Below are 19,436 nucleotides of genomic sequence, written 5' to 3'. Positions count from 1 at the left end.
TTCCATTCCGTAAGGGAATTGTATCAAGCGGTTGCTGGTGCAGTTACAAACGCGTGCGGACTACAAACCGAGAGTTATTCCTAAATGACAATACATTGGGGCATGCTGGCGCCTGAAAACGTCAAGCCGTCGCGCAGAAGACTCACACTGGGGCTTGGCAGGGCAGTTATGCTCTACAACGAAGCTGCGGTTCCCGGGCTGGGCGGGATGTGGTTCATACGCCAGGCGGCGCTCGCTCTTCTAGGCATTCGGGTTGCGGAAGAGTCTCCTCATGCAGGAAGCAAGATAGAGGTCGCCAATGCCATAGAGGCTCTGGCCTGCTGGATCGGCTATCAGGACAGGGGCTGGAGCCGTGGAGACTGGAGACTGCGGGGACCACGCAAGCTCAAGTCACTGCATGACCGGGGGATGGAGCAGACCTTTCGCCGGCTGAAGTCGCCGTCGTCCTATGTAACGCAACCCATGCGCATGGGTTGTGTCGAAGCGCTCCCGGGGCTTGGACTCGTTGATGCGAGCGGATCAAGATTCAACAGCTTTTCGGTCAACGTTCGCGGACAACAGCTCATCGATGCCGTCTTTGGCGAAAGAGGCCGAGGGCAGCGATACCTTCCCGATTACCTACGCGACTGGGTGCTCGATGAGCCGGTAAAATTTACTGGCTCTCTTCGCGGAAAACTCAATCCAACGGCCGATGCGGGAGATGATGCTCGCATGGTGATGCGTGAGGCGCTGGCTTTTCCCGGAGCCGGGGCCGAGCGTCGTCGGAGCGCTTTGGCCTGGATGCGGAGAATCGATGCAGGGGACGATTTTGGCGCGACCCCGTACACCGACTGGGGGAACCAGCCCGCTGAAATTGAGGACAACCACTGGAAGGATCTGCGGGCAGGAGCAGCGCTTCTTCAAACTCGCGACGCCGCTATCAGTGTGCTGGCAAACATCGAACAGGAACTTGTAGCCCATTCACGTCTCGACCTGACACGAAAGCTTCCAGAAGGCGTAGCAACCTCGATGGAGGTGTGGCGCAAGGAAGCACAGCGCTTTCTGGCACTTGATGGCCACGGGCCGAATGAGGCGGCTGCAGCGGCACGCGAGTTTTGCACCGAAGCACTTCAATCCAACGTCCATGCAATCATGATGCTTGTGAGCCGCGAAGACCACATGTTGCGGGTGACGGGCAGCGTTGTCGTTCCGACTGCCGCGTGGCGAACAGACGCCGCTCTTCCTGTAAGCGACGCTGCGCAAGCGGGATCCGATATCGAACCGGACGCCGAGGGCATAGAGGACAGTGCGCCCAAGCGGGCCGAGCGTGACGTCCTGCCGCCTTCCATCTCTCCGCGCATAATTTACCTGCGACGCCTGTCACTTGACCTTGAGGGACGGCTCGGCAGGTTCATTGAAGCGCAGGGGCAGTACTGATGGCCGCTCCACATCTGCCCCTTTCCCTCGTGGACCATGCTGCACCTCCGACTGATATGACCGGCCATGCAGGATGGATGTGCGGCTTTTCTGCCGACGCAGATTTCATGGAGGCGTTCGTCGAGCGTTTCACCGGCCAGGGTCGATCGGCACGCGCTGACCTTGGCCGCACGTTCATCGGGCTCTGCCTTGACCGTTCGCAGGTACAGATCCCTCCTGGCGAAGTGCCGGGCGTCTTGCATCTGCCGGCCCGCAACGACGCACCGCCTTATCGCCTCATGCACGCGAAGGTGGCGCTTCTGGCTTTTCGCAATCCAACCGATGAAAGCAAGTGGGCTCTGCGCTTGCTCGTTACCACGGGCAACTGGACCCGGCAGACCACTGAGGACAGCATCGACCTCGTCTGGCGGCTCGATCTGGCTGCGGAAGATGTTCTTGCGCGGGAGACGGACGACGCGCTTGAGCAACACCGGACTGACATGGCCGCAGCGCGCGATTTCTGGCGATGGTTGCGGAAGCAATACCAGTGCCGGCTTTTGGAAGGGGACGCCGAGTCCGAAAAAGCCCACAAAACTCAAGGTGCGGCATTTGCCGAATTGGAGCGCTGGACGAACAAGCTGAAACCCCGGCTCAACACAGCGCCACGCTTCATCGACACAAGGCAACAGGCGCTGATCACCCAACTGGCCGGTCGCATCAAAACTCATGCTGGGTCGCAGCGCCGCAATAACCTCATTCTAGGCTCCGGATTCTGGGAAGGCGAGCAGGCCTCGGGCTTGCCAGTTGTTCCCAGCACGATCGCGAATACGCTGATAGAAGCCTCTCTCCTGACCCGATCCGCAAAGATCACGCTAGTCGTTGAAAGCGATAAATGCGCAGCACTGGCAGATGAGCATGTTTTCGACAGCATGCGTCAAGCCGGATGGTCGCTCCTTCATCCATTGAAGGTCGAGGGAGACATGAGGCGCCTGCACGCCAAATTCCTGTTCTCGGCAAACCGGCAAGCAGATGGCAAGGGGTGTGCCTCCGCCTGGGTCTATCTGGGCTCAGGCAATCTCACGCGTGCCGGTTTTCTCGCTGCACCAAGCCGTGGCGGCAATCTGGAGGCCGGTGTCATAATGGCGGCGGACGGTTTGAGCTGGGAATCCGCCGGGACCAAGTCCCGACTCACTCCTGTCGGGCACGTTCTACCCGTTGACTGGGACGCTCACATCACCGACCTTTCAGTGTTAACTGCAGGGGACGGCCCACCCGAGCGCGACACGCGCTTCATCGCGCCGCCCATTTCCCATCTTGTCTGGACACCTGGCGAGACGGTCCATTTCCTCACAGTGCCCCAAGGCGAGGATGCCACGGGAATAGTCATACTGGGGCCGAGCAATCAAGCGCTTACACCGAACGAGTCCGGACAGTTCCTGTGGGATGGCGAGCAGCCGGCGCATGTAGGCGTGGGTCGCCTCGACCAGAACGACGGTGCGTCGACTGTCCTGGTTCCCGTATTGGATCGCTACGGACGGCTTGCTGCGCGGCCGTTGGAGCCGATTGATCTGGAGCAGGCCATCGAGCTTCTAGATAGCTTTCCAACAGTGCCAGATGGAGGGGATACCGGAGAAGACGAGGATCCGCCTGCGCCGCCGGACACCAGAAATCCACCGGCCGCAGCTGGGCGACCGGCACCGGACGCGCGTTATGCCATTCGGCGAACCATGCAACTGATCGAGGCCATTGCCGAACGCCAGACGATGGTGCCCAAGGCGGATTGGACAAGTTGGACACAGCGGCTGCAATGTGTGCTGACGCAATTAGGCACCCTGCCGAAACATGGGAAGTTTGGCCAGAGGGCACACCACGACAAAGGGCCGACGAGAGGCGCATTGGTCGAGGCCCTGCTTCCGCTAAAGATCAACCCGCTTTCCTGCCTGCGGGAACCGCCATTCCTCCCGGACTACGTCAAGCGGGGCAGCACGGAGTTCTTGGCCCTTGACGAAGCCTTGAGTGCCGCTGAGGCCAACTGGGACGTGACCAAATTCGATGGGCTTGGAAGCAGGGTCTCTGATGTCGGCTAAGATGGGCAAGTTTGCAGGATGGGGAGCTGTTGCCGCTAACATCAGCGGACCACAGGAATCGCCATTATTACCGCAAGGCTATCTCGATGCGAGTCAGATCGACGCCTTGAAAACCTTGGCGGCATCCTTGAGAAATCACGGCGCCGTGCTCGCCGATGAGGTCGGCATGGGCAAGACGCGGATCGCGGTCGCTCTGGCCCTAGCGGTCAAGCGAAGCGGCGGCAGGGTTGCCTTCGTCATTCCGCCGGTCGTCGCCCCGCAATGGCGCGATGAGATCATCAAGGCAGGCGAGAGTTCCAAAGACATTTTGCGCAGCTTCGACGGCTTGATGCGTGAATATGAAACCGATGGCGCGGCAAGAATGGATGATGCTCTGGTCATCCTTTCCCACCGTTTTGGTGACCTGCGGGCACAAACATCCGGAAAGAGGTGGCGTGCCGATCTCCTTAAACTGATCGTCCGAAATGTAGACAGGAAGATCAGAAACGGGTGCCGCCTCGCACAGTGGCGGATGCCGGGCGTCGAACTAGCGGCCAACGAGATTTCGAAGCGAACTGAGGAATGCCATCTTACGAAGACTGCAGTTGAAGCGATCGTCGAGGAGTTCCGGGATCTCGATAACCGTTCTGAGCTCGATGATTCTCGGTCGTATCGCTTCGAGAATCACTCCCCCGAGCTCAAGTTGCTGGAGCGTACTCTCGGGCTTGCACTTGGCCCGTTCGATCTTGTCATCATCGATGAGGCCCATAAATCTCGTGGCGAATGGGGAAAGCTCTCGGCGCTTCTCGATCGCGTCATCCTCCCGCGTGGCAAGGCGTGCCGCCGCCTGGGCCTAACTGCGACCCCGGTCGAACTTGACGTGTGGCAGTGGAAAAGCACTTTAAAGCGCGTTTCCATGCCCGACCGTACATGGATGTCGATCGAATCCGCGGTGTTAGAATTTCGCGAAGCTGCTGAAGCGGTGCGCAGGCGGTGGCGTACGGACGAAGCGGCGCATCATCGTTACAAGGCGGCAGCGGCAAAATTTCAGGATGCTCTCGCGGCTTGGGTCGTACGCCGGGACAAGCGGCGTGATGAAACGATCATGCTGTTCGACAGGCATGCGCCCAACGGAATGAGCTACCGACGGGAGCACCCTATCGAAGTTCACGCCGGCGATTTGTCGCCAGGTTGGCGCCGGATCGTCTTTGCCGCCGAGGCGCTGTCAGTCATCGGCCAGGCGGCGGCTGACACAACCGCGGCGCGTGCACGGCTAACGATCAGTAATGGGCATGGAGTGGCCGGGATCATCGACAAGCTGGCGAACAGGCGGGCTGGAAACAGTAGCCTTGAAGATGATGAAGCCGATCGCCAGCAGGCAGCAGAAGATGGTGCCGAAGACGGTGTCGAAGCAAGCGCCGAGCTCACGGCCGAGCAATATGGCGTGCACAAGCGAAAGCAACGCGCGGATTGGTGGAAAAACGCGCTGGCTGCGTCATTCGCTGATGGTACCGAAAGCCTTTATGAACATCCGGTCCTGTCGGCGGTCGTTGACGAGATTGAAAACTACACACGCACCGGCGAGAAGGTACTTGTGTTCGGCCGCTTCACGCGGCCCATGCGCGTGCTGACCGATCTTCTCAATGCGCGGGCCTTGTTGCGGGCAGTGCGGGACGGAACGCCATGGCCACAGGAAAAGACGTCCGACGACGATCAAGGTGTACTGCGCGCAGCGGCCAAGCAGCTTGAACTCGACTACGACCGTAAGCGCGTCGATGATATCCTAGCCGATGCCTACAAAGCCTTTGAAACGCAACGCCAGACACTGCGCAACCACATCCTGGCTCTGATTGAAAGCGGGGCGGCCGACCAGACCATACTGTTGCAGGCCATGGCCAGTGACAAGAACCCGTCTGCGATCGTACCGCCACTTGCCCGGGCAGCCGAGCCCTTCTTACGCGAGGAGACTTCGGGAGCCAGGATCTCACGCGAAGCGGTAGCAAAAGCGCTCATCCAGGTAACCGATGCCCTGCGCGAACGCGGCGAAGGAAATGCCCAGGACGACGAACTTGACGGCATATCTGCGAGGGCATTGTGGGCAAAGCTTCGTGAGGGGCTGATAGAGGAGTACGGTGCGCCTCGAGCCTCATTCGCCCGGATGCTGTACGGCCAGACACTCCCTTCCACGCGACGTCTGGTTCAGCTTGCATTCAATCGTTCGGAAAGTGAACCGCACGTGCTCATCGCTCAATCCATGGTCGGACGCGAAGGGCTCAACCTGCACGAAAGCTGCCGGATCGTCATTCTACTCCATCTCGAATGGAATCCGGGTGTCGTGGAGCAGCAGATCGGGCGCGTCGACCGCAAGAACAGCTATTGGTCGCGGCTCCTGCAGGAGGCGGTAGATGCCGGTAGCCAGGAGCTGCCGCGGATCGAAATTCGACCCGTGATCTTTCGGGGCACGTATGACGAGCATCATTGGTCAGTGCTGTCACGGCGCTGGGACGAACAACGATCGCAGCTTCACGGGTTCATTGCCTCCGGTGACGATCGTGAGAATCTTAGTGACGAGGAGAGTAGGCTCCTTCAATCGCTCGAAGAAAAAAGCCCGGACTTCTGGCCAAAGCCGCCAGCAGAGAGCTAAGGGGTGCCTTTTTTCATCAGCACCCACGTACGCTATTACCGCCCCAACACCGACTTAATGGTGTGACCACCGCCATAGATCGCGAGCCACAGGCCGGCAAAGCCAAGGAGGTGTTCCCATGGGATCGGTACGATGGATGTGCCGGTAGTTGCGTTCGCAACCGGTAAGATCACGCCGTTCCACGACCAGAGGAACAGCAACATCCACGACATGGCCGGGCGCCATCCCCAGGAGAAGACGCTGCCACGCTGATCCTCGCGGTCCAGCATGTGGTCGCGCTGCGCGGTCGCCATCGTGAGATAGGCAACCCACTCGGCGCTTCGTTCGCGCTCGATCGCCTGCACCCTGGTGGCGGCTTTGGGATCAGCCTCGATCGCAGCTTTCACCGCTTCCGGTGTGGGCTTCGCACCAAAGGCCTGTTGACCGGCGTGGAATAAGGACCCCGCTTCTGGGGTGATCGGCGTCCAAAAGGGACCCCACCGACCGGGGGTTGGTCCATTGTGCTTCCGAAGATTATCGGAGGCCGAGCGCGGGATGCTGATCGTGGAGACAATCGCAAAAATCAGGCGGCTGCATTTTACCGAGGGCAAGGGGATCAAGACGATCTGCCGCGACCTGAAGCTGTCGAAGAAGGTGGTGCGCAAGGTGATCCGCACCGGGATAACGGAGTTCACCTACACCCGGACGGTTCAGCCACGCCCGAAGCTGGGCGCCTGGCTTGAGGAACTGAGCCGGCTGTTGGCGATCAACGCGGCTCGTGGGCGCCGGGAACGCCTGACGCTGATCCAGATCTACGAGGAACTGCGCGGCCTTGGCTATGAAGGCGGGTATGATGCGGTCCGCCGCTACGCCTCGGTCTGGGCGCGCACTCAAAGCTCCGGTGCCTCGTCCGCCTTCGTGCCGCTGAGTTTTGCCCCCGGCGAAGCCTATCAGTTCGACTGGAGCCACGAGGTTGTCCTGATCGATGGGGCGACCACCACGATCAAGGTGGCCCATGTTCGCCTGTGCCACAGCCGGATGTTCTTCGTGCGGGCCTATCCGCGCGAGACGCAGGAGATGGTGTTCGATGCCCATGATCGGGCTTTCGCCTTCTTCAAGGGCACCTGCACCCGCGGGATCTACGACAACATGAAGACGGCGGTGGAGACCATCTTTGTCGGCAAGGAGCGCCTCTACAATCGTCGGTTCCTGCAGATGGCCAGCCACTATCTGGTCGAGCCCGTCGCCTGCACCCCGGCCTCGGGCTGGGAGAAGGGTCAGGTGGAGAGCCAGGTCGGCACGGTTCGCCAACGGTTCTTCTCACCCCGGGTCAGGGTCAAGAGCTACGAGGAACTGAATGCCTGGCTGCTGGACAAGTGCATCGCCTCGGCCAGGAGCAGCAAGCATCCGGAGTTGACGGACAAGACCATCTGGGAAGTCTTTCAGGAAGAACGCCCGCACCTCGTCCCTTATGCCGGGCGCTTCGACGGCTTCCACTCGCTGCCTGCGGCGGTATCGAAGACCTGCCTCGTGCGGTTCGACAACAACAAATACTCTGTCGCGGCAACGGCTGTCGGGCGGCCGGTCGAGATCAGGGCCTATGCGGAACGGATCGAGATCCGGCAGGAAGGGCGGCTGGTCGGGGACCATCCCCGTCACTTCGGGCGGGACCGGACAATCTACAATCCCTGGCACTATGTGCCTGTCCTGCTTCGCAAACCCGGGGCGCTGCGCAATGGCGCACCGTTCAAGGACTGGGTTCTGCCCGGCGCCCTCGAGCAGATCCGTCGCAAGCTGCAGGGCTCCTCGGACGGTGACCGCCAGATGGTGAAGATCCTCGGCGCCGTGCTGACGGAGGGGGTTCCCGCCGTGCAGAAGGCCTGTGCCGAAGCGCTCTCGCAGGGCGTCCACTCCGCCGATGTGATCCTCAACATCCTGTCCCGCAGGCGCGACCCGGAGCCGCCACCCTTGCTGCTCACCTCTCCGGCCCTGCGCCTGACCCATGAACCGAAGGCAGACTGTGCCCGCTATGACCTGCTGCGGAGGGCCGGCTGATGGATCGTGCAGAGATCATGGCAGCGATGGGCGAACTGAAGCTCTACGGCATGCGCGCCGCCTACGACGAACTCATGGCGGTGGCTGTGCGCCGTCAGCATGAACCCCGCCAGATCGTTGGTGATCTTTTGGCCGCCGAGATCAACGAGAAGAAGGCGCGGTCGGTCAAATACCAGATCACCACCGCCAAGCTGCCCTATGCCCGGGAGATCGAGGAGTTCACCTTCGATGATACGCCGATCAACGAGACGCTGGTGCGCGATCTGACCAGCGGGGAATTCCTCAGCCAGCAGCGCAATGTCGTGCTGGTTGGTGGCACCGGGACCGGCAAGACCCATATCTCCGTGGCGATCGCGCGAGCCGTCATCCGCAACGGCGCCCGGGGCCGCTTCTTCAATGTTGTGGATCTCGTGAACAGGCTGGAGGCCGAGGTCCGTGCAGGGCGGGCGGGCCGCCTGGCCGAACATCTCATGCGACTCGACTTCGTCATCCTCGATGAACTCGGATATCTGCCATTCGCGCAGTCCGGCGGCCAGTTGTTGTTCCATCTGATCAGCAAGCTCTACGAGCAGACTTCCGTCATCGTCACCACCAACCTCGCATTCGGAGAGTGGCCGACCGTCTTCGGAGACGCGAAGATGACCACCGCGCTGCTCGATCGTCTCACCCACCACTGCGACATCGTCGAAACCGGCAACGACAGCTGGCGCATCAAAACAAGAGCCTGACCGCCCTCCAAAACGCAGGCCCGCGTCGGCTGCGCCAGCTGAAAAGCTACGCCGCCACGGGCCTGCTCACCACATCGCCAGAGGGGTCCCTTTTGGACGCCGATAAGGGGGCACCATTCAACGCCGATTGACATACAAGATCGACCGGCTCAGCCGCGCCCTGATGGATTTCTCGAAACTGGTCGAGGTCTTCGACCGCAACGGCGTGACCTTCGTCTCGGTCACGCAGTCCTTCAACACGACCACCTCGATGGGGCGGCTGACGCTGAACATCCTGCTCAGCTTCGCCCAGTTCGAGCGCGAGGTCATTGGCGAACGCATTCGGGACAAGGTGGCCGCCTCGCGCAAGCGCGGGATCTGGATGGGGGGCTATGTGCCGCTCGGCTACGATGTGCAGGACCGCAAGCTGGTGATCAATGAGGTCGAGGCCGCCTCGGTGCGCCGGATTTACGAGCGGTTCGCCGAACTCGGCTCGGCCACGATGTTGGCGAAGGAGCTGCGGCGCGAAGGGTTTCACAGCAAGCAGGGCACGCTGATCGACAAGGGCTACCTTTATCGGGTGCTCCGCAATCGCGTCTATCGCGGCGAGGCCGTCCACAAGGGCAAGGCCTATCCGGGCGAGCACGACGCCATCGTCACCGACAAGGTCTGGGATCAGGTCGACGCTATCCTGCAGGGCAACCGCCACGCCCGGTCCAGCAACAGCCGCATGCAGACGCCCGCGCCGCTGAAGGGCCTGATCTTCACCGACACAGGCGCGGCCATGACCCCGACCGCGACCAAGAAACGCGGCAAGCTCTACCGCTATTACGTGTCGATGGACGTGATCAAGAACCGCACCACGGAGGATGACTGCGGTGGCGATCAAGCACCGGTCCGCCTGCCTGCGGGCATGGTCGAGGACGCCATCGTCACAGAGGTCCGGCGCATCCTGCAGACGCCCGAGGTGGTCACGCAGGTGCTGGCGGCGCTGAAGCGCGATCAGGTCTCCGAGGCCGAGGCCATCGCGGCGCTGCATGATTTCAACACGCTCTGGGCCCAGCTGTTTCCGCTCGAGCAGGCGCGGATCATCCAGCTTCTGGTCCGGCGCGTCACGGTCACCGCCGCCGGGCTCGAAGTCGACATCCGGCGCGAAAGCGTCGCGGGCGTTATCCGCGAAATGATCGCGCCGCGCAACATGGAGGCCGCAGAATGACCCGGAGCAACGACACGATCCGCGTGCTGATCCCCCTGAAGCTGCGCAAGAAGAACGGGCGGCCCAAGATCATGCCGCCCGCCGATTACAGCCCGAGCGAGGATCAGGCGCAGGACCCGCACATCCTGCGCGCCATCGGCCGGGCTTGGGGCTGGCGGCGGCGCATGGAGGCAGGCGAGTTCGCCACGATCCAGGAACTGGCCGAGGCCGTCGGCTTGGCCGAACGCCATGTTAGTCGCCAACTGCGCCTCGCCTATCTGGCGCCGGAGGTGCTCAAACGCCTGACCTGCGGCCGCGAAGCGTCGGCGGTCAGTCTCTATGACCTGTGTTTTCTGGCCGGGGAGACATGGCAGGAGCAGGCTGAGCGGGTGTTCGGGTAGCTCACGGCAAGATTGCCATTGCGACGCGCATTCACTATAAGTGAAGTGAGTTCAGTTTCTTACGAGGGCCGTCCCATCCATGGCGAAGAAAAATGGTGGCGGAGAAAAACGCGCAGCCCCCTTGGTCGGAAACGGCGCGGATACTGAAGAAAGCAAGCAACCAGAACTTATCAATTCAGAAAATTTGTACAATTTTTCTTGGTGGTCGAAGACCGCCGACGCCAAAATTTCATCAATTATTTCATCTATTGATGTCCATGCTCGCGGGGAGCGTGACAGAACACCTTTGATGATGGCGGCACGGAACGGATCCCCCAGCCACATCCGCACATTGTTAAACGCCGATGCCGATGTAAATGCACACGATGATATCGGATGGACGGCGCTACTGTGGGCCACACGATCAAAGAAACCAGAGAATATCGAGGTTCTGCTCAATGCTGGCGCTGACATCAATTTTCGTGACAAGCATAATCGAACAGCGTTCAGCTACGCTCAAGAATGCGAGGTCCTCCGGGGCACAGTGCCGTACTGGCGATTGGCGAATGACCCGGATGCGCAACGAAAACCACTCGCCGACGTAGTAAAAGAGATACTCCGCTACTCCGCCGATGAAGGGAGTGACTTAATCATGGGAGGTGAACCGAGCTTCGTAAACCTCTCCTTAGTCTTTGACAAGGATAGGAGCCCCATAGTCACAAAAGAGGCATGGATCACTGCGCTGAAGGCAGGCGAGCACAAGCGAATAATTGGTGCAAGGATAGACGAGCCAGGTCTTATAGCCATAAGAGAACATGACTTACCAAACCTACTCTCGCTTGAAGAGGTAGAAGATGCTCAAGCCGCAAATGAATTAGAAAACCAGATCCGACGGTTTATGAAAGATCGCCTAAAAGAAGGGCCGCCATACTTTCGAGCCATCGGTGGCCACCCGCATTGGGGCTATCAAGAAAAGCATTCGTTCAGAATCTATTCAGACCACAATGCGGAACCCGATGAAATCGAGTCCAAAATTGAAAAATTCTGGCGGTACGGCGCAAGCGCTCATATTTCCCATCGAGTTCTTTCCATAAGCTATCGAGACAATATCGGCGTCTATATTGAGAAGCCTGACGAGGCGCTAATACTTTCATGGACGGGTCAAAGTGCAAGTGATGGCGACGAGCATATTATTTCGCGCAGCAGCATGAGAATGAAGGATTCGGCTAGGGCGTGTTGACAAAAGGGATTCACCGGGCGCGGTGATCGTGATTCAAGCTGGTATCTGCAATGGAGACCAGCGTGGCACGAAACCTGATGTCGAACGACGAGTGGGCGTTCTTTGAACGCTTCATCCTGGCTGTCCGTTCTCCGAACGGCCGCAAGCCCACGAACCATCGGCTTGTTCTGGATGGGATTTTCTGGATCGCCCGAACGGGGTCGCCCTGGCGCGACCTGCCGGAAGAGTTCGGCAAATGGTCGTCTGTCTATCGGCAGTTCCGGCGCTGGACGTTGGCGGGGCTGTGGGAACAGATCCTGGAGGCGCTGAACGAGAGCCGGATCGTGCCGGATGCGCTGCAGATGATCGACAGCACCGTGGTTCGCGCTCATCATCAGGCAGCGGGCGCAAAAGGGGGACTCCGCGCCAAGGTTTCGGCCGCTCGCGAGGTGGCTTCACGACCAAGATCCATCTGCGGGTCAATGCGGCAGGCCTGCCCATGAGAACCGAGATCACGGCCGGGCAGACATCGGACTACCTCGGCTTCGATCTGGTCATGGCTGACAACCTGCCCGAGCCAAGCGTTCTGCTCGCAGACCGCGGCTACGACTCCGACAACATCCGCAAGACCATGGAGGTGCGCGACGTGGTGCCGGTCATCCCCATGCGCAAAACCCGGAAGCTACGGGTCGCCGTTGACCGCAGGCTCTACCGCCTGCGCAATCTCGTTGAGCGGTGCTTCAACAAGCTCAAGAATGCCCGTCGCGTCGCCACCCGCTACGACAAGACCGCCGAAAGCTTCCTGGGCTTCATCGACATCACGTCGATCCGCCTCTGGCTCCGCCATTTGTCAACATGACCTAAGCGGTACACAAGGCTTATCTACGCAAGACTTGCAGAGAAGACGGCCATGTCGATCTACTCGTCTCTGTCAAACGAGACGGTCGAAGACTGCTCCATACTTCAAACCGGGGGAAAGGATAACCGATGGCGAGATTTCGATATCTGGGCGAGCAGACCTCTAGGTCATGTTGACAAATGGCGGAGCCAGAGGCGGATCGACGTGATGTCGATGAAGCCCAGGAAGCTTTCGGCGGTCTTGTCGTAGCGGGTGGCGACGCGACGGGCATTGTTGAGCTTGTTGAAGCACCGCTCAACGAGATTGCGCAGGCGGTAGAGCCTGCGGTCAACGGCGACCCGTAGCTTCCGGGTTTTGCGCATGGGGATGACCGGCACCACGTCGCGCACCTCCATGGTCTTGCGGATGTTGTCGGAGTCGTAGCCGCGGTCTGCGAGCAGAACGCTTGGCTCGGGCAGGTTGTCAGCCATGACCAGATCGAAGCCGAGGTAGTCCGATGTCTGCCCGGCCGTGATCTCGGTTCTCATGGGCAGGCCTGCCGCATTGACCCGCAGATGGATCTTGGTCGTGAAGCCACCTCGCGAGCGGCCGAAACCTTGGCGCGGAGTCCCCCTTTTGCGCCCGCTGCCTGATGATGAGCGCGAACCACGGTGCTGTCGATCATCTGCAGCGCATCCGGCACGATCCGGCTCTCGTTCAGCGCCTCCAGGATCTGTTCCCACAGCCCCGCCAACGTCCAGCGCCGGAACTGCCGATAGACAGACGACCATTTGCCGAACTCTTCCGGCAGGTCGCGCCAGGGCGACCCCGTTCGGGCGATCCAGAAAATCCCATCCAGAACAAGCCGATGGTTCGTGGGCTTGCGGCCGTTCGGAGAACGGACAGCCAGGATGAAGCGTTCAAAGAACGCCCACTCGTCGTTCGACATCAGGTTTCGTGCCACGCTGGTCTCCATTGCAGATACCAGCTTGAATCACGATCACCGCGCCCGGTGAATCCCTTTTGTCAACACGCCCTAGATGTCAAGAATGCGACCATCTATCGACAAAATACTCGACAGAACTTTGTTCCCAAGTTCAAGAGGTCAGGAAGCCAGGATGTTGTGATCTCAGCTTTTACGACTGCGCGCAGTACTTTTGGTGGGATTGAACAAACTTATCTCGGAGAGGTTTCACAGCACGATCTAGAATTGTCGAGAGCGGCGGTTCAACGTGCTTTTCCCGGCTTGGAGACAATACAAGTTCGCTTTGATGATCAGCATCTCCCAACTTGGTCATTCGAGTATCCCTTTGGGCAGCTAAATTACGAAGAACTGTTCAACGCATACTTGTTGCTTGCGGAGCGGCCGGAATCGATCCTTGCTGCGGCTCTCGCCGCTGGAAATGTTCACGAGATCGGAGCGTATACGCGGCTGAGTGCTCGACAGAGGCGGATTATTGATTCATTTTCGCAGGCAGTTCTCGAGTCGACATACTCGAAGAGAACAATCGTATTATTCGCAGTTTCGGGGTTTATCTCCGAGGCCTTGTCAGGCGGGTCGCCACTCAGGTTTGTAAGATTTTTTCGAAAGCTTTTCCAAATGGAGGAGCTCGGCAGGCGCTACGGGGACGGTGTTGGCGCAAAGAAATGCCCTCTTTTTCCTGAAAGCAAGACTGGTGGTCTCCCCGACCCACTACATTCAGTACGCAACATGTTCGACTTGCTCGAACGTGCCGCGGAGGCAATTTCAGCATCTGGTTTCGATTTCGAGGCGTTTCATGCGCAAAATCCACATGTCCTACTCGGACGCCTCAAAGGCGGAAGGCAGATCACAGTTTATGCCTATTGTGGCGGGCGATCGGAAGCCGGCATTCCGTGCGACACATTTCCTCTTATATTGGGGAAAAATGATACTTGTCATAGATGCGGAAAACTCGTGTGCCATGAATGCGGTTTCTGTAGCAGTGGTTGTAAGTAGGTATCTCAACAAAAACTCGCCTGAAACGTCGTTGCGGTCAATGAGACATGCGCGTCCAGCGGCGGATGCAATTCGAACGCCTTCGGCTCGCGCGCGAAGTTCCAGAGCCGGAACAGGGACCATTCCGAACGCCGCTCCTCGGCCACGGCCAGCTCGTTGCGGCTGATGTAGAAAGGGGTGCGTTCCCAGCCATTCGTCGTCTTCACCTCGATCAGGCGCGGACGGCCATCCGGCGCGAAGCTGGCGATATCGTAGCCGGCACCATCGCCGTCCTCCTCCGACACCCACCGGACCTTGCGCGCAAGATCGTCGCGGCCCGCTGATTTCAGGGCGGCCCGTTCGTGCGCCAGCACGCGTTCCTCACCGGCACGGCCGAGGGCGCGGTTTCGTTCGTCTCTCGCCGCGACATCGAATTTGCGGGCGATGTGCAGCATCTGCTCCAGCTCCTGCGGCGGCGGCTGGTTCGACAGCGTGGGCGGCGGTCCGATCCAGATCGGCCGCGCCTCCGCGAGGTCGGTCGTCGCTCTGATACCCGAATGGCGGCCGAGCCATGCCGGGTTCAGCGCCAGCCAGCGCGCCACGGCATCCACCAGCGTCATCTGGAAATTGAAGGCGGGCTTGTAGCCCGGGATCCAGTCCTCACCCAGCCCCTTCAGCACGGCGCTGATGTTCTGGTGCTTGAACTCGACCGATCCCTCGGACCGATCATTCAACAGCGGCATAAGCCCGCGCCGATGCTCGGCCTTGTTGTAAGGGCGGCCAGAGACGTCGTCGGCCAGCATCGCGAAGTAATCCGCAACGATCAGGTCGTTCTCTTGATCTGTCCAGGCCCCGTTCGACATCGCGCCAGGCTAGGGGCGGAAACTGCTCTTGTCATCAGAGACTTCGCGCAAAACTCCCAAGACATACCTACGACCACGCCGCCCGTGTCGTGTCTCCGCCTGCTTCGAGACAAGCCCGAACCAGCGAAACAGGGGCGCAGCGCGATCCGGTCAGTTCATTGAAATGTATTGGGGTTTTGAACCCGTCTCGCCGAGAGCGCAGGGCGGGTGGAAAGAGACGGTGGGCGTTCGGAGACCGATCTCGCGCGACTGGCCAGTCTCCGAAGGGCGGATGGCTCCTGCAAACCCCTTTGGCACATAAAGAAAAAGGCCCCGCGAGGGACCTGTTTTCGGGTTTGCAATGTGCAAGTGGCGGACGGTGAGGGATTCGAACCCTCGAGACGGTTCCCCGCCTACACACTTTCCAGGCGTGCGCCTTCGACCACTCGGCCAACCGTCCGTGGCGGTTCCTCTAGCGCGACGGACCGCGGGGCGCAAGACGCAGTTCTCTCAAAGCTTCGAAATCCGCTTCTGCAACTCGGCAAGCTGGCGGCGGATCTCGGCCATGTCCTCGGGTGCGGAGCCCTTCTGGCCGCCACGGCGGGTCTCGTCCGTCTCGGTCTCCTCCATCTCGGGGCCGCTGCTGCCGGCGCCCCAGCCCGCCGCCATCGCCTTCAAAAACAGCTGCTGCTGGCGCTGGAGCGCCTCGAAACCCGGCATCGAGGACATCGGGTTGGGAAAGGTCGACAGATTCTCCATCATCTTCGACTGACCCTCGCGCAGCATCTCGAAGCTGGCGGCCAGGAATTGCGGTACCACCGATTGCGCCTGGGTCGTGTAACTGCGCACCAGGTCGATCAGAACCTCGATGGGTAGCACGTTCTCGCCCCGGCCCTCATGCTCGGCGATGATCTGCAACAGATATTGCCGGGTCAGGTCGTCGCCGGTCTTGAGATCGACGATGCGGACCTGCCGCCCGGCACGGATGAAGCCCGCGATATCCTCAAGCGTCACGTAATCGCTGGTCTCGGTATTGTAGAGGCGGCGGCTCGCATAGCGCTTGATCAGAAGCGGGGTCGTGTTCTCGGGCTCAGCCATGGCTCCTCCGGCAGTGCATTTGCAGCATGATGGGAAATGACCCGGAAAAATGCAAAGAAAATCGCCATCCTGCGCCGGAAGCAGGGGCGAGGCATAAGAAAAGGGGGCAGCGAACTGCCCCCTGTCCCGAAACCGTCAAGGACCGCAATCAGGCCTTGGTCACGGTGCTGGCCGAAGTCGCGGCGGCAGCGGCTTTCTTGACCGCGGCCTGGGTGTCGCGGCTGGCCTTTTCGGCGGCCTTCTGCGCGTCGGCAGCCAGATCCTTGCCGGCGGTCAGCATCAGGTCGACGGTGTCCATCTGGACCTTCTTCGCCACTTCGGCAAAGGCGGCCATGTGCTCGGCAGCCATTTCGGCGGCGGCGGTGGCGAAATCGCTCAGCGCCTTGGCGTATTCGGCCGGCTCTTCCTTGGACGAGGTCAGCTCGCCCATGCGCGCGATGGTGTCCTTGGCCCATTGGGCCGAGATCTCGGTCGAACGCTCGGCAGCGGCCAGCGCGACGCGGGCCATCTTTTCGCCCAGCGCGGTCTGCGACTTGAAGGCGTCCTGGAACGACGAGGTGTCGACCGGGAATTTCGCCATAACTTCTTGCATGGTCTTGGTAAAGTCAGGGGTCTTGGCCATTTGCTCTCTCCTAGGTCGGCGCGAAGCTTCGGCACCGGTTGAACTGTTCTGTCCAACATATACTTTCTGCACCGCAGCATTGCAAGGTTTTCTTGCTGCGGTGCAGAAAAATTTTACGCCCGCTCGTGGACGTAAAGGCCCGGCGCAGGGCCGAAGCCCTCGCCCGGGTCGCGGGCATCGACCATGCCCCCCGCCCGCCGGGCCAGCCATTCGCCCCAGCGGCCCCACCAGCTGCCCTCGTGATGGCTGGCCTTGTCCAGCCAGTGCTGCTCGCCCTGACCGAAACCGGCGTCCGAGGTATAATGGCCGTATTTCTTCTTGCTAGGCGGGTTGACGATGCCGGCGATATGGCCCGATTCGGACAGGATGAAGGTCTTGTCCCTGGAACCCATCTGCGCGATGCCGCGCCAGCTGTCCTTCCAGGGCGCGATATGGTCGGTCTCGCAGGCGATGGCGCAAAGCGGCACGGTCACGTCGCCGACATGCAGGCGGTGGCCCATCAGATCGAACCCCTCCTTGACGAAGCGGTTCTGCTGGCACAGGCCGCGCAGGTATTCCACGGCCATGCGCCCGGGCAGGTTGGTGCCGTCGCCGTTCCAGAACAGCAGGTCGAAGGCCGGCGGCGTCTCGCCCAGCATGTAGCTGCGGATCGCCGGCCCCCAGACCAGGTCGTTGGCGCGCAGGAAGCTGAAGGTGCGCGTCATCAGCTGCGCGCCCAGGATGCCGGTCCGCGCCGCCTCCTCCTCGATGCCTGAGACGAAATCCTCCTGCAGATAGGCAGTGAACTCGCCCTGGTCGGCGAAATCGGTCAGCGCGGTGAAGAAGGTGGCCGCGTTCACCCGGTCGTCGCCGCGCTGCTTCAGCAGCGACAGGGTCAGCGCCAGGGTGGTGCCGGCGATGCAATAGCCCACCGCATTCAGCTTTTTCTGGTCGGTCAGATCCAGAACCCGGTCCATCACCTCCAGATAGGCGCTGACGTAATCGTCCATGCCGGTGTCGCCATAGCTGGGGTCGGGGTTCTTCCAGGCCACCACGAACAGCGTATGGCCCTGGTCCACGATCCATTTGATCAGGCTGTTCTGCGGCTTGAGGTCGAGGATGTAGAATTTGTTGATCCAGGGCGGAAAGATCACCAGCGGGATCTCATGCACCTGCGCGGTGGTGGGCTTGTACTGGATCAGCTCGTAAAGCTTGGTGCGCGCGACCACCGTGCCCTCGGTGGTGCCGATGTTCTCGCCCACGCGGAAGGCATCGCGGTCGGCCAGCGACACGATCAGCTCGCCGCTGTTCTGCTCGACGTCGCGCACCAGGTTCTCAAGGCCCCTGACCAGGCTTTCGCCCTCGGTCTCCAGCGCCTTTTCCAGCGCGTCGGGATTGGTGGCCAGGAAATTCGTCGGCGCCATCATGTCGATCATCTGGCGGGTGAACCATTCGATCCGGCGCCGGTCGGTCATCTCGGGCAGGTCCAGCGCGCTGGCCGCCTCCTGCAGGGCCTGGGCGTTGATCTGGTATTGCCGCTTGATGAAGTTGAAGAAGGGATGCGCCTCCCACAGCGGGTTGGCAAAGCGCCGGTCCCGCGGCCCTTCGCTGGGCGGCGGCGTCAGCGTGCCGCGGGCAAAGGCGGCCTGGGCCTCGGCGAAATGGCGCAAGGTTTCGCCCCAATAGCTGACCTGCTGGCCGATCACCCGCTCGGGCTGCTCGGCCAGAAGCTTGATCCAGGCCGAGGTCGCGGTGGCGAAAAGGTCGGGGCCCGGCATCTCGACGCCGGGATTCGAGGGACGGCGCTGCGCCAGCGCGCTGATCAGGCGCTGGGTCAGCGATTCGATGCGCTCGATGTTCTGGGCCAGCTGCTCGGGCAGGCGGCTGCCGGGACCGAAGGCCGCCTCGACGAAGGCGGCGGTGGTCGGGCTCGGATGCGGCTCGGCAGCGAGTCCGGCAGACTGGCCGGTCCCCGCCGGGGCGGCAGCCTGGGCGCGGGGCGCGGCCATGGGCGGCACGCCGCCGCCCGGTCCGACGGCGCCCAGCGGACGCAGCGCCTCGTCGGCCATACTGAGCGAGGCGGTCTCGGCCTGCGCCTTCGCGGCGGCCTTGCCCGAGGGCTTGCGGCGCGGACCGGGGCGCGGATCGCTGCGACCGGCCCCCCGCCCGCGCAACGCGGGCTTGCGTGTGCCGGCCTTGGCGGCAGGCTTGGCGGGATCGGAGGCCGCGGCCGCCTTGGACCTGGCAGGCGCCGCGGGCTCCGGCACGGGCTCGGGCGGGGTCTTTGCCGCGGCCTTTTCGCGCCGCGGTCGCGCCGGCTTTTCCGAATCGGCAGGCTTCGGCTCCTGTTTCGCGGCCCCGGCGCGGCCCTTGGCCCCTGCCCCGCGGCCCCTGCGTGGTTTGCCCCCGGCTTCGGCCGCGCCCGCAGCTTCCGGTTTTTCGTCCTTGCCCGCCATAATT

14 protein-coding genes, 1 tRNA gene and 1 pseudogene are annotated in these 19,436 nt (G+C 61.2%); 9 read left to right on the top strand and 7 right to left on the bottom strand.

Features of this window, described 5'->3' with window-relative positions; translation table 11 throughout:
- The first annotated feature begins 102 nt into the window (after positions 1 to 102).
- Genes ACNKFW_RS05600 through ACNKFW_RS05590 form a run of 3 tightly spaced genes read left to right on the top strand, consistent with a single transcriptional unit; the run spans position 103 to position 6,105 of the window.
- Positions 103 to 1,416: a hypothetical protein gene (locus ACNKFW_RS05600; RefSeq protein WP_418024075.1), complete on the top strand. Its 1,314-nt coding sequence runs from the start codon at positions 103 to 105 to the stop codon at positions 1,414 to 1,416.
- Positions 1,416 to 3,482, top strand: a complete 2,067-nt coding sequence (locus ACNKFW_RS05595) for a hypothetical protein (RefSeq protein ID WP_418024074.1) — start codon at positions 1,416 to 1,418, stop codon at positions 3,480 to 3,482. The genes ACNKFW_RS05600 and ACNKFW_RS05595 overlap by 1 nt, the downstream gene beginning before the upstream one ends.
- A complete protein-coding gene (locus ACNKFW_RS05590) occupies positions 3,472 to 6,105 on the top strand; it encodes a helicase-related protein (protein WP_418024073.1) in 2,634 nt (877 codons plus the stop codon). The genes ACNKFW_RS05595 and ACNKFW_RS05590 overlap by 11 nt, the downstream gene beginning before the upstream one ends.
- A gap of 35 nt (positions 6,106 to 6,140) precedes the next feature.
- On the opposite strand, the gene ACNKFW_RS05585 is transcribed toward ACNKFW_RS05590, so the two are convergent.
- Positions 6,141 to 6,491: a 3TM-type holin gene (locus ACNKFW_RS05585; protein WP_418024072.1), complete on the bottom strand. Its 351-nt coding sequence runs from the start codon at positions 6,489 to 6,491 to the stop codon at positions 6,141 to 6,143.
- A 148-nt stretch (positions 6,492 to 6,639) separates the two neighbouring features.
- Between ACNKFW_RS05585 and istA the strand changes: the two genes are divergently transcribed.
- The 6 genes from istA (at position 6,640) to ACNKFW_RS05555 (ending at position 12,499) form a co-directional block, all read left to right on the top strand.
- Entirely contained in the window at positions 6,640 to 8,139 is a 1,500-nt protein-coding gene (gene istA / locus ACNKFW_RS05580) for an IS21 family transposase (RefSeq protein ID WP_418024071.1), read from the top strand.
- The gene (istB, locus tag ACNKFW_RS05575) at positions 8,139 to 8,867 is read left to right on the top strand and encodes an IS21-like element helper ATPase IstB (protein ID WP_418024070.1); all 729 of its coding nucleotides are present in this window, start codon (positions 8,139 to 8,141) and stop codon (positions 8,865 to 8,867) included. The genes istA and istB overlap by 1 nt, the downstream gene beginning before the upstream one ends.
- Positions 8,868 to 8,994: 127 nt before the next feature.
- On the top strand, positions 8,995 to 10,062 hold the full coding sequence (locus tag ACNKFW_RS05570) for a recombinase family protein (protein WP_418024069.1): 1,068 nt from the start codon (positions 8,995 to 8,997) through the stop codon (positions 10,060 to 10,062).
- Positions 10,059 to 10,442 carry a hypothetical protein gene (locus tag ACNKFW_RS05565; protein WP_418024068.1) on the top strand — a complete coding sequence of 128 codons (384 nt, stop codon included), beginning with the start codon at positions 10,059 to 10,061 and terminating at the stop codon, positions 10,440 to 10,442. The genes ACNKFW_RS05570 and ACNKFW_RS05565 overlap by 4 nt, the downstream gene beginning before the upstream one ends.
- Positions 10,443 to 10,521: 79 nt before the next feature.
- The gene (locus tag ACNKFW_RS05560; protein WP_418024067.1) at positions 10,522 to 11,661 is read left to right on the top strand and encodes an ankyrin repeat domain-containing protein; all 1,140 of its coding nucleotides are present in this window, start codon (positions 10,522 to 10,524) and stop codon (positions 11,659 to 11,661) included.
- 50 nt (positions 11,662 to 11,711) lie between these two features.
- Positions 11,712 to 12,499 (top strand): IS5-like element ISPme2 family transposase gene (locus tag ACNKFW_RS05555; RefSeq protein ID WP_088238952.1). Its coding sequence is split into 2 segments (ribosomal slippage): positions 11,712 to 12,048 and positions 12,048 to 12,499, totalling 789 coding nucleotides; the frame shifts between segments, so codons are not numbered across the junction.
- A gap of 167 nt (positions 12,500 to 12,666) precedes the next feature.
- Here ACNKFW_RS05555 and ACNKFW_RS05550 read toward each other — a convergent pair.
- The 6 genes and pseudogenes from ACNKFW_RS05550 to phaC all read right to left on the bottom strand — a co-directional run bounded on the left by ACNKFW_RS05550 (position 12,667) and on the right by phaC (position 19,150).
- Positions 12,667 to 13,427, bottom strand: a pseudogene (locus ACNKFW_RS05550) (IS5 family transposase).
- Between the two features lie 1,034 nt (positions 13,428 to 14,461).
- The gene (locus ACNKFW_RS05545; RefSeq protein WP_418024066.1) at positions 14,462 to 15,298 is read right to left on the bottom strand and encodes a DUF3883 domain-containing protein; all 837 of its coding nucleotides are present in this window, start codon (positions 15,296 to 15,298) and stop codon (positions 14,462 to 14,464) included.
- A 349-nt stretch (positions 15,299 to 15,647) separates the two neighbouring features.
- A tRNA-Ser gene (locus tag ACNKFW_RS05540) sits at positions 15,648 to 15,737 on the bottom strand.
- A 50-nt stretch (positions 15,738 to 15,787) separates the two neighbouring features.
- Positions 15,788 to 16,375, bottom strand: coding sequence for a polyhydroxyalkanoate synthesis repressor PhaR (gene phaR / locus ACNKFW_RS05535; RefSeq protein WP_024844657.1), 588 nt, complete (start codon positions 16,373 to 16,375; stop codon positions 15,788 to 15,790).
- A 148-nt stretch (positions 16,376 to 16,523) separates the two neighbouring features.
- Positions 16,524 to 16,997: a phasin gene (locus ACNKFW_RS05530; protein WP_024844658.1), complete on the bottom strand. Its 474-nt coding sequence runs from the start codon at positions 16,995 to 16,997 to the stop codon at positions 16,524 to 16,526.
- A gap of 113 nt (positions 16,998 to 17,110) precedes the next feature.
- The gene (phaC, locus tag ACNKFW_RS05525) at positions 17,111 to 19,150 is read right to left on the bottom strand and encodes a class I poly(R)-hydroxyalkanoic acid synthase (protein ID WP_244314532.1); all 2,040 of its coding nucleotides are present in this window, start codon (positions 19,148 to 19,150) and stop codon (positions 17,111 to 17,113) included.
- Positions 19,151 to 19,436 lie beyond the last annotated feature (286 nt).

Source organism: Paracoccus sp. TD-10, from assembly GCF_048270675.1.
Taxonomy (GTDB): Bacteria; Pseudomonadota; Alphaproteobacteria; order Rhodobacterales; family Rhodobacteraceae; genus Paracoccus; species Paracoccus pantotrophus.
Note: the sequence above shows the minus strand (reverse complement) of the source record. Positions and strands in the feature narration are given on the sequence as shown.

Bases quoted from the DNA above. Each gene is read 5' to 3' on its own strand.
- ACNKFW_RS05600 (WP_418024075.1), top strand. From the start codon at position 103: ATGCTGGCGCCTGAAAACGTCAAGCCGTCGCGCAGAAGACTCACACTG.
- ACNKFW_RS05595 (WP_418024074.1), top strand. From the start codon at position 1,416: ATGGCCGCTCCACATCTGCCCCTTTCCCTCGTGGACCATGCTGCACCT.
- ACNKFW_RS05590 (WP_418024073.1), top strand. From the start codon at position 3,472: ATGTCGGCTAAGATGGGCAAGTTTGCAGGATGGGGAGCTGTTGCCGCT.
- istA (WP_418024071.1), top strand. From the start codon at position 6,640: ATGCTGATCGTGGAGACAATCGCAAAAATCAGGCGGCTGCATTTTACC.
- istB (WP_418024070.1), top strand. From the start codon at position 8,139: ATGGATCGTGCAGAGATCATGGCAGCGATGGGCGAACTGAAGCTCTAC.
- ACNKFW_RS05565 (WP_418024068.1), top strand. From the start codon at position 10,059: ATGACCCGGAGCAACGACACGATCCGCGTGCTGATCCCCCTGAAGCTG.
- ACNKFW_RS05560 (WP_418024067.1), top strand. From the start codon at position 10,522: ATGGCGAAGAAAAATGGTGGCGGAGAAAAACGCGCAGCCCCCTTGGTC.
- ACNKFW_RS05545 (WP_418024066.1), bottom strand. From the start codon at position 15,298: ATGTCGAACGGGGCCTGGACAGATCAAGAGAACGACCTGATCGTTGCG.
- phaR (WP_024844657.1), bottom strand. From the start codon at position 16,375: ATGGCTGAGCCCGAGAACACGACCCCGCTTCTGATCAAGCGCTATGCG.
- ACNKFW_RS05530 (WP_024844658.1), bottom strand. From the start codon at position 16,997: ATGGCCAAGACCCCTGACTTTACCAAGACCATGCAAGAAGTTATGGCG.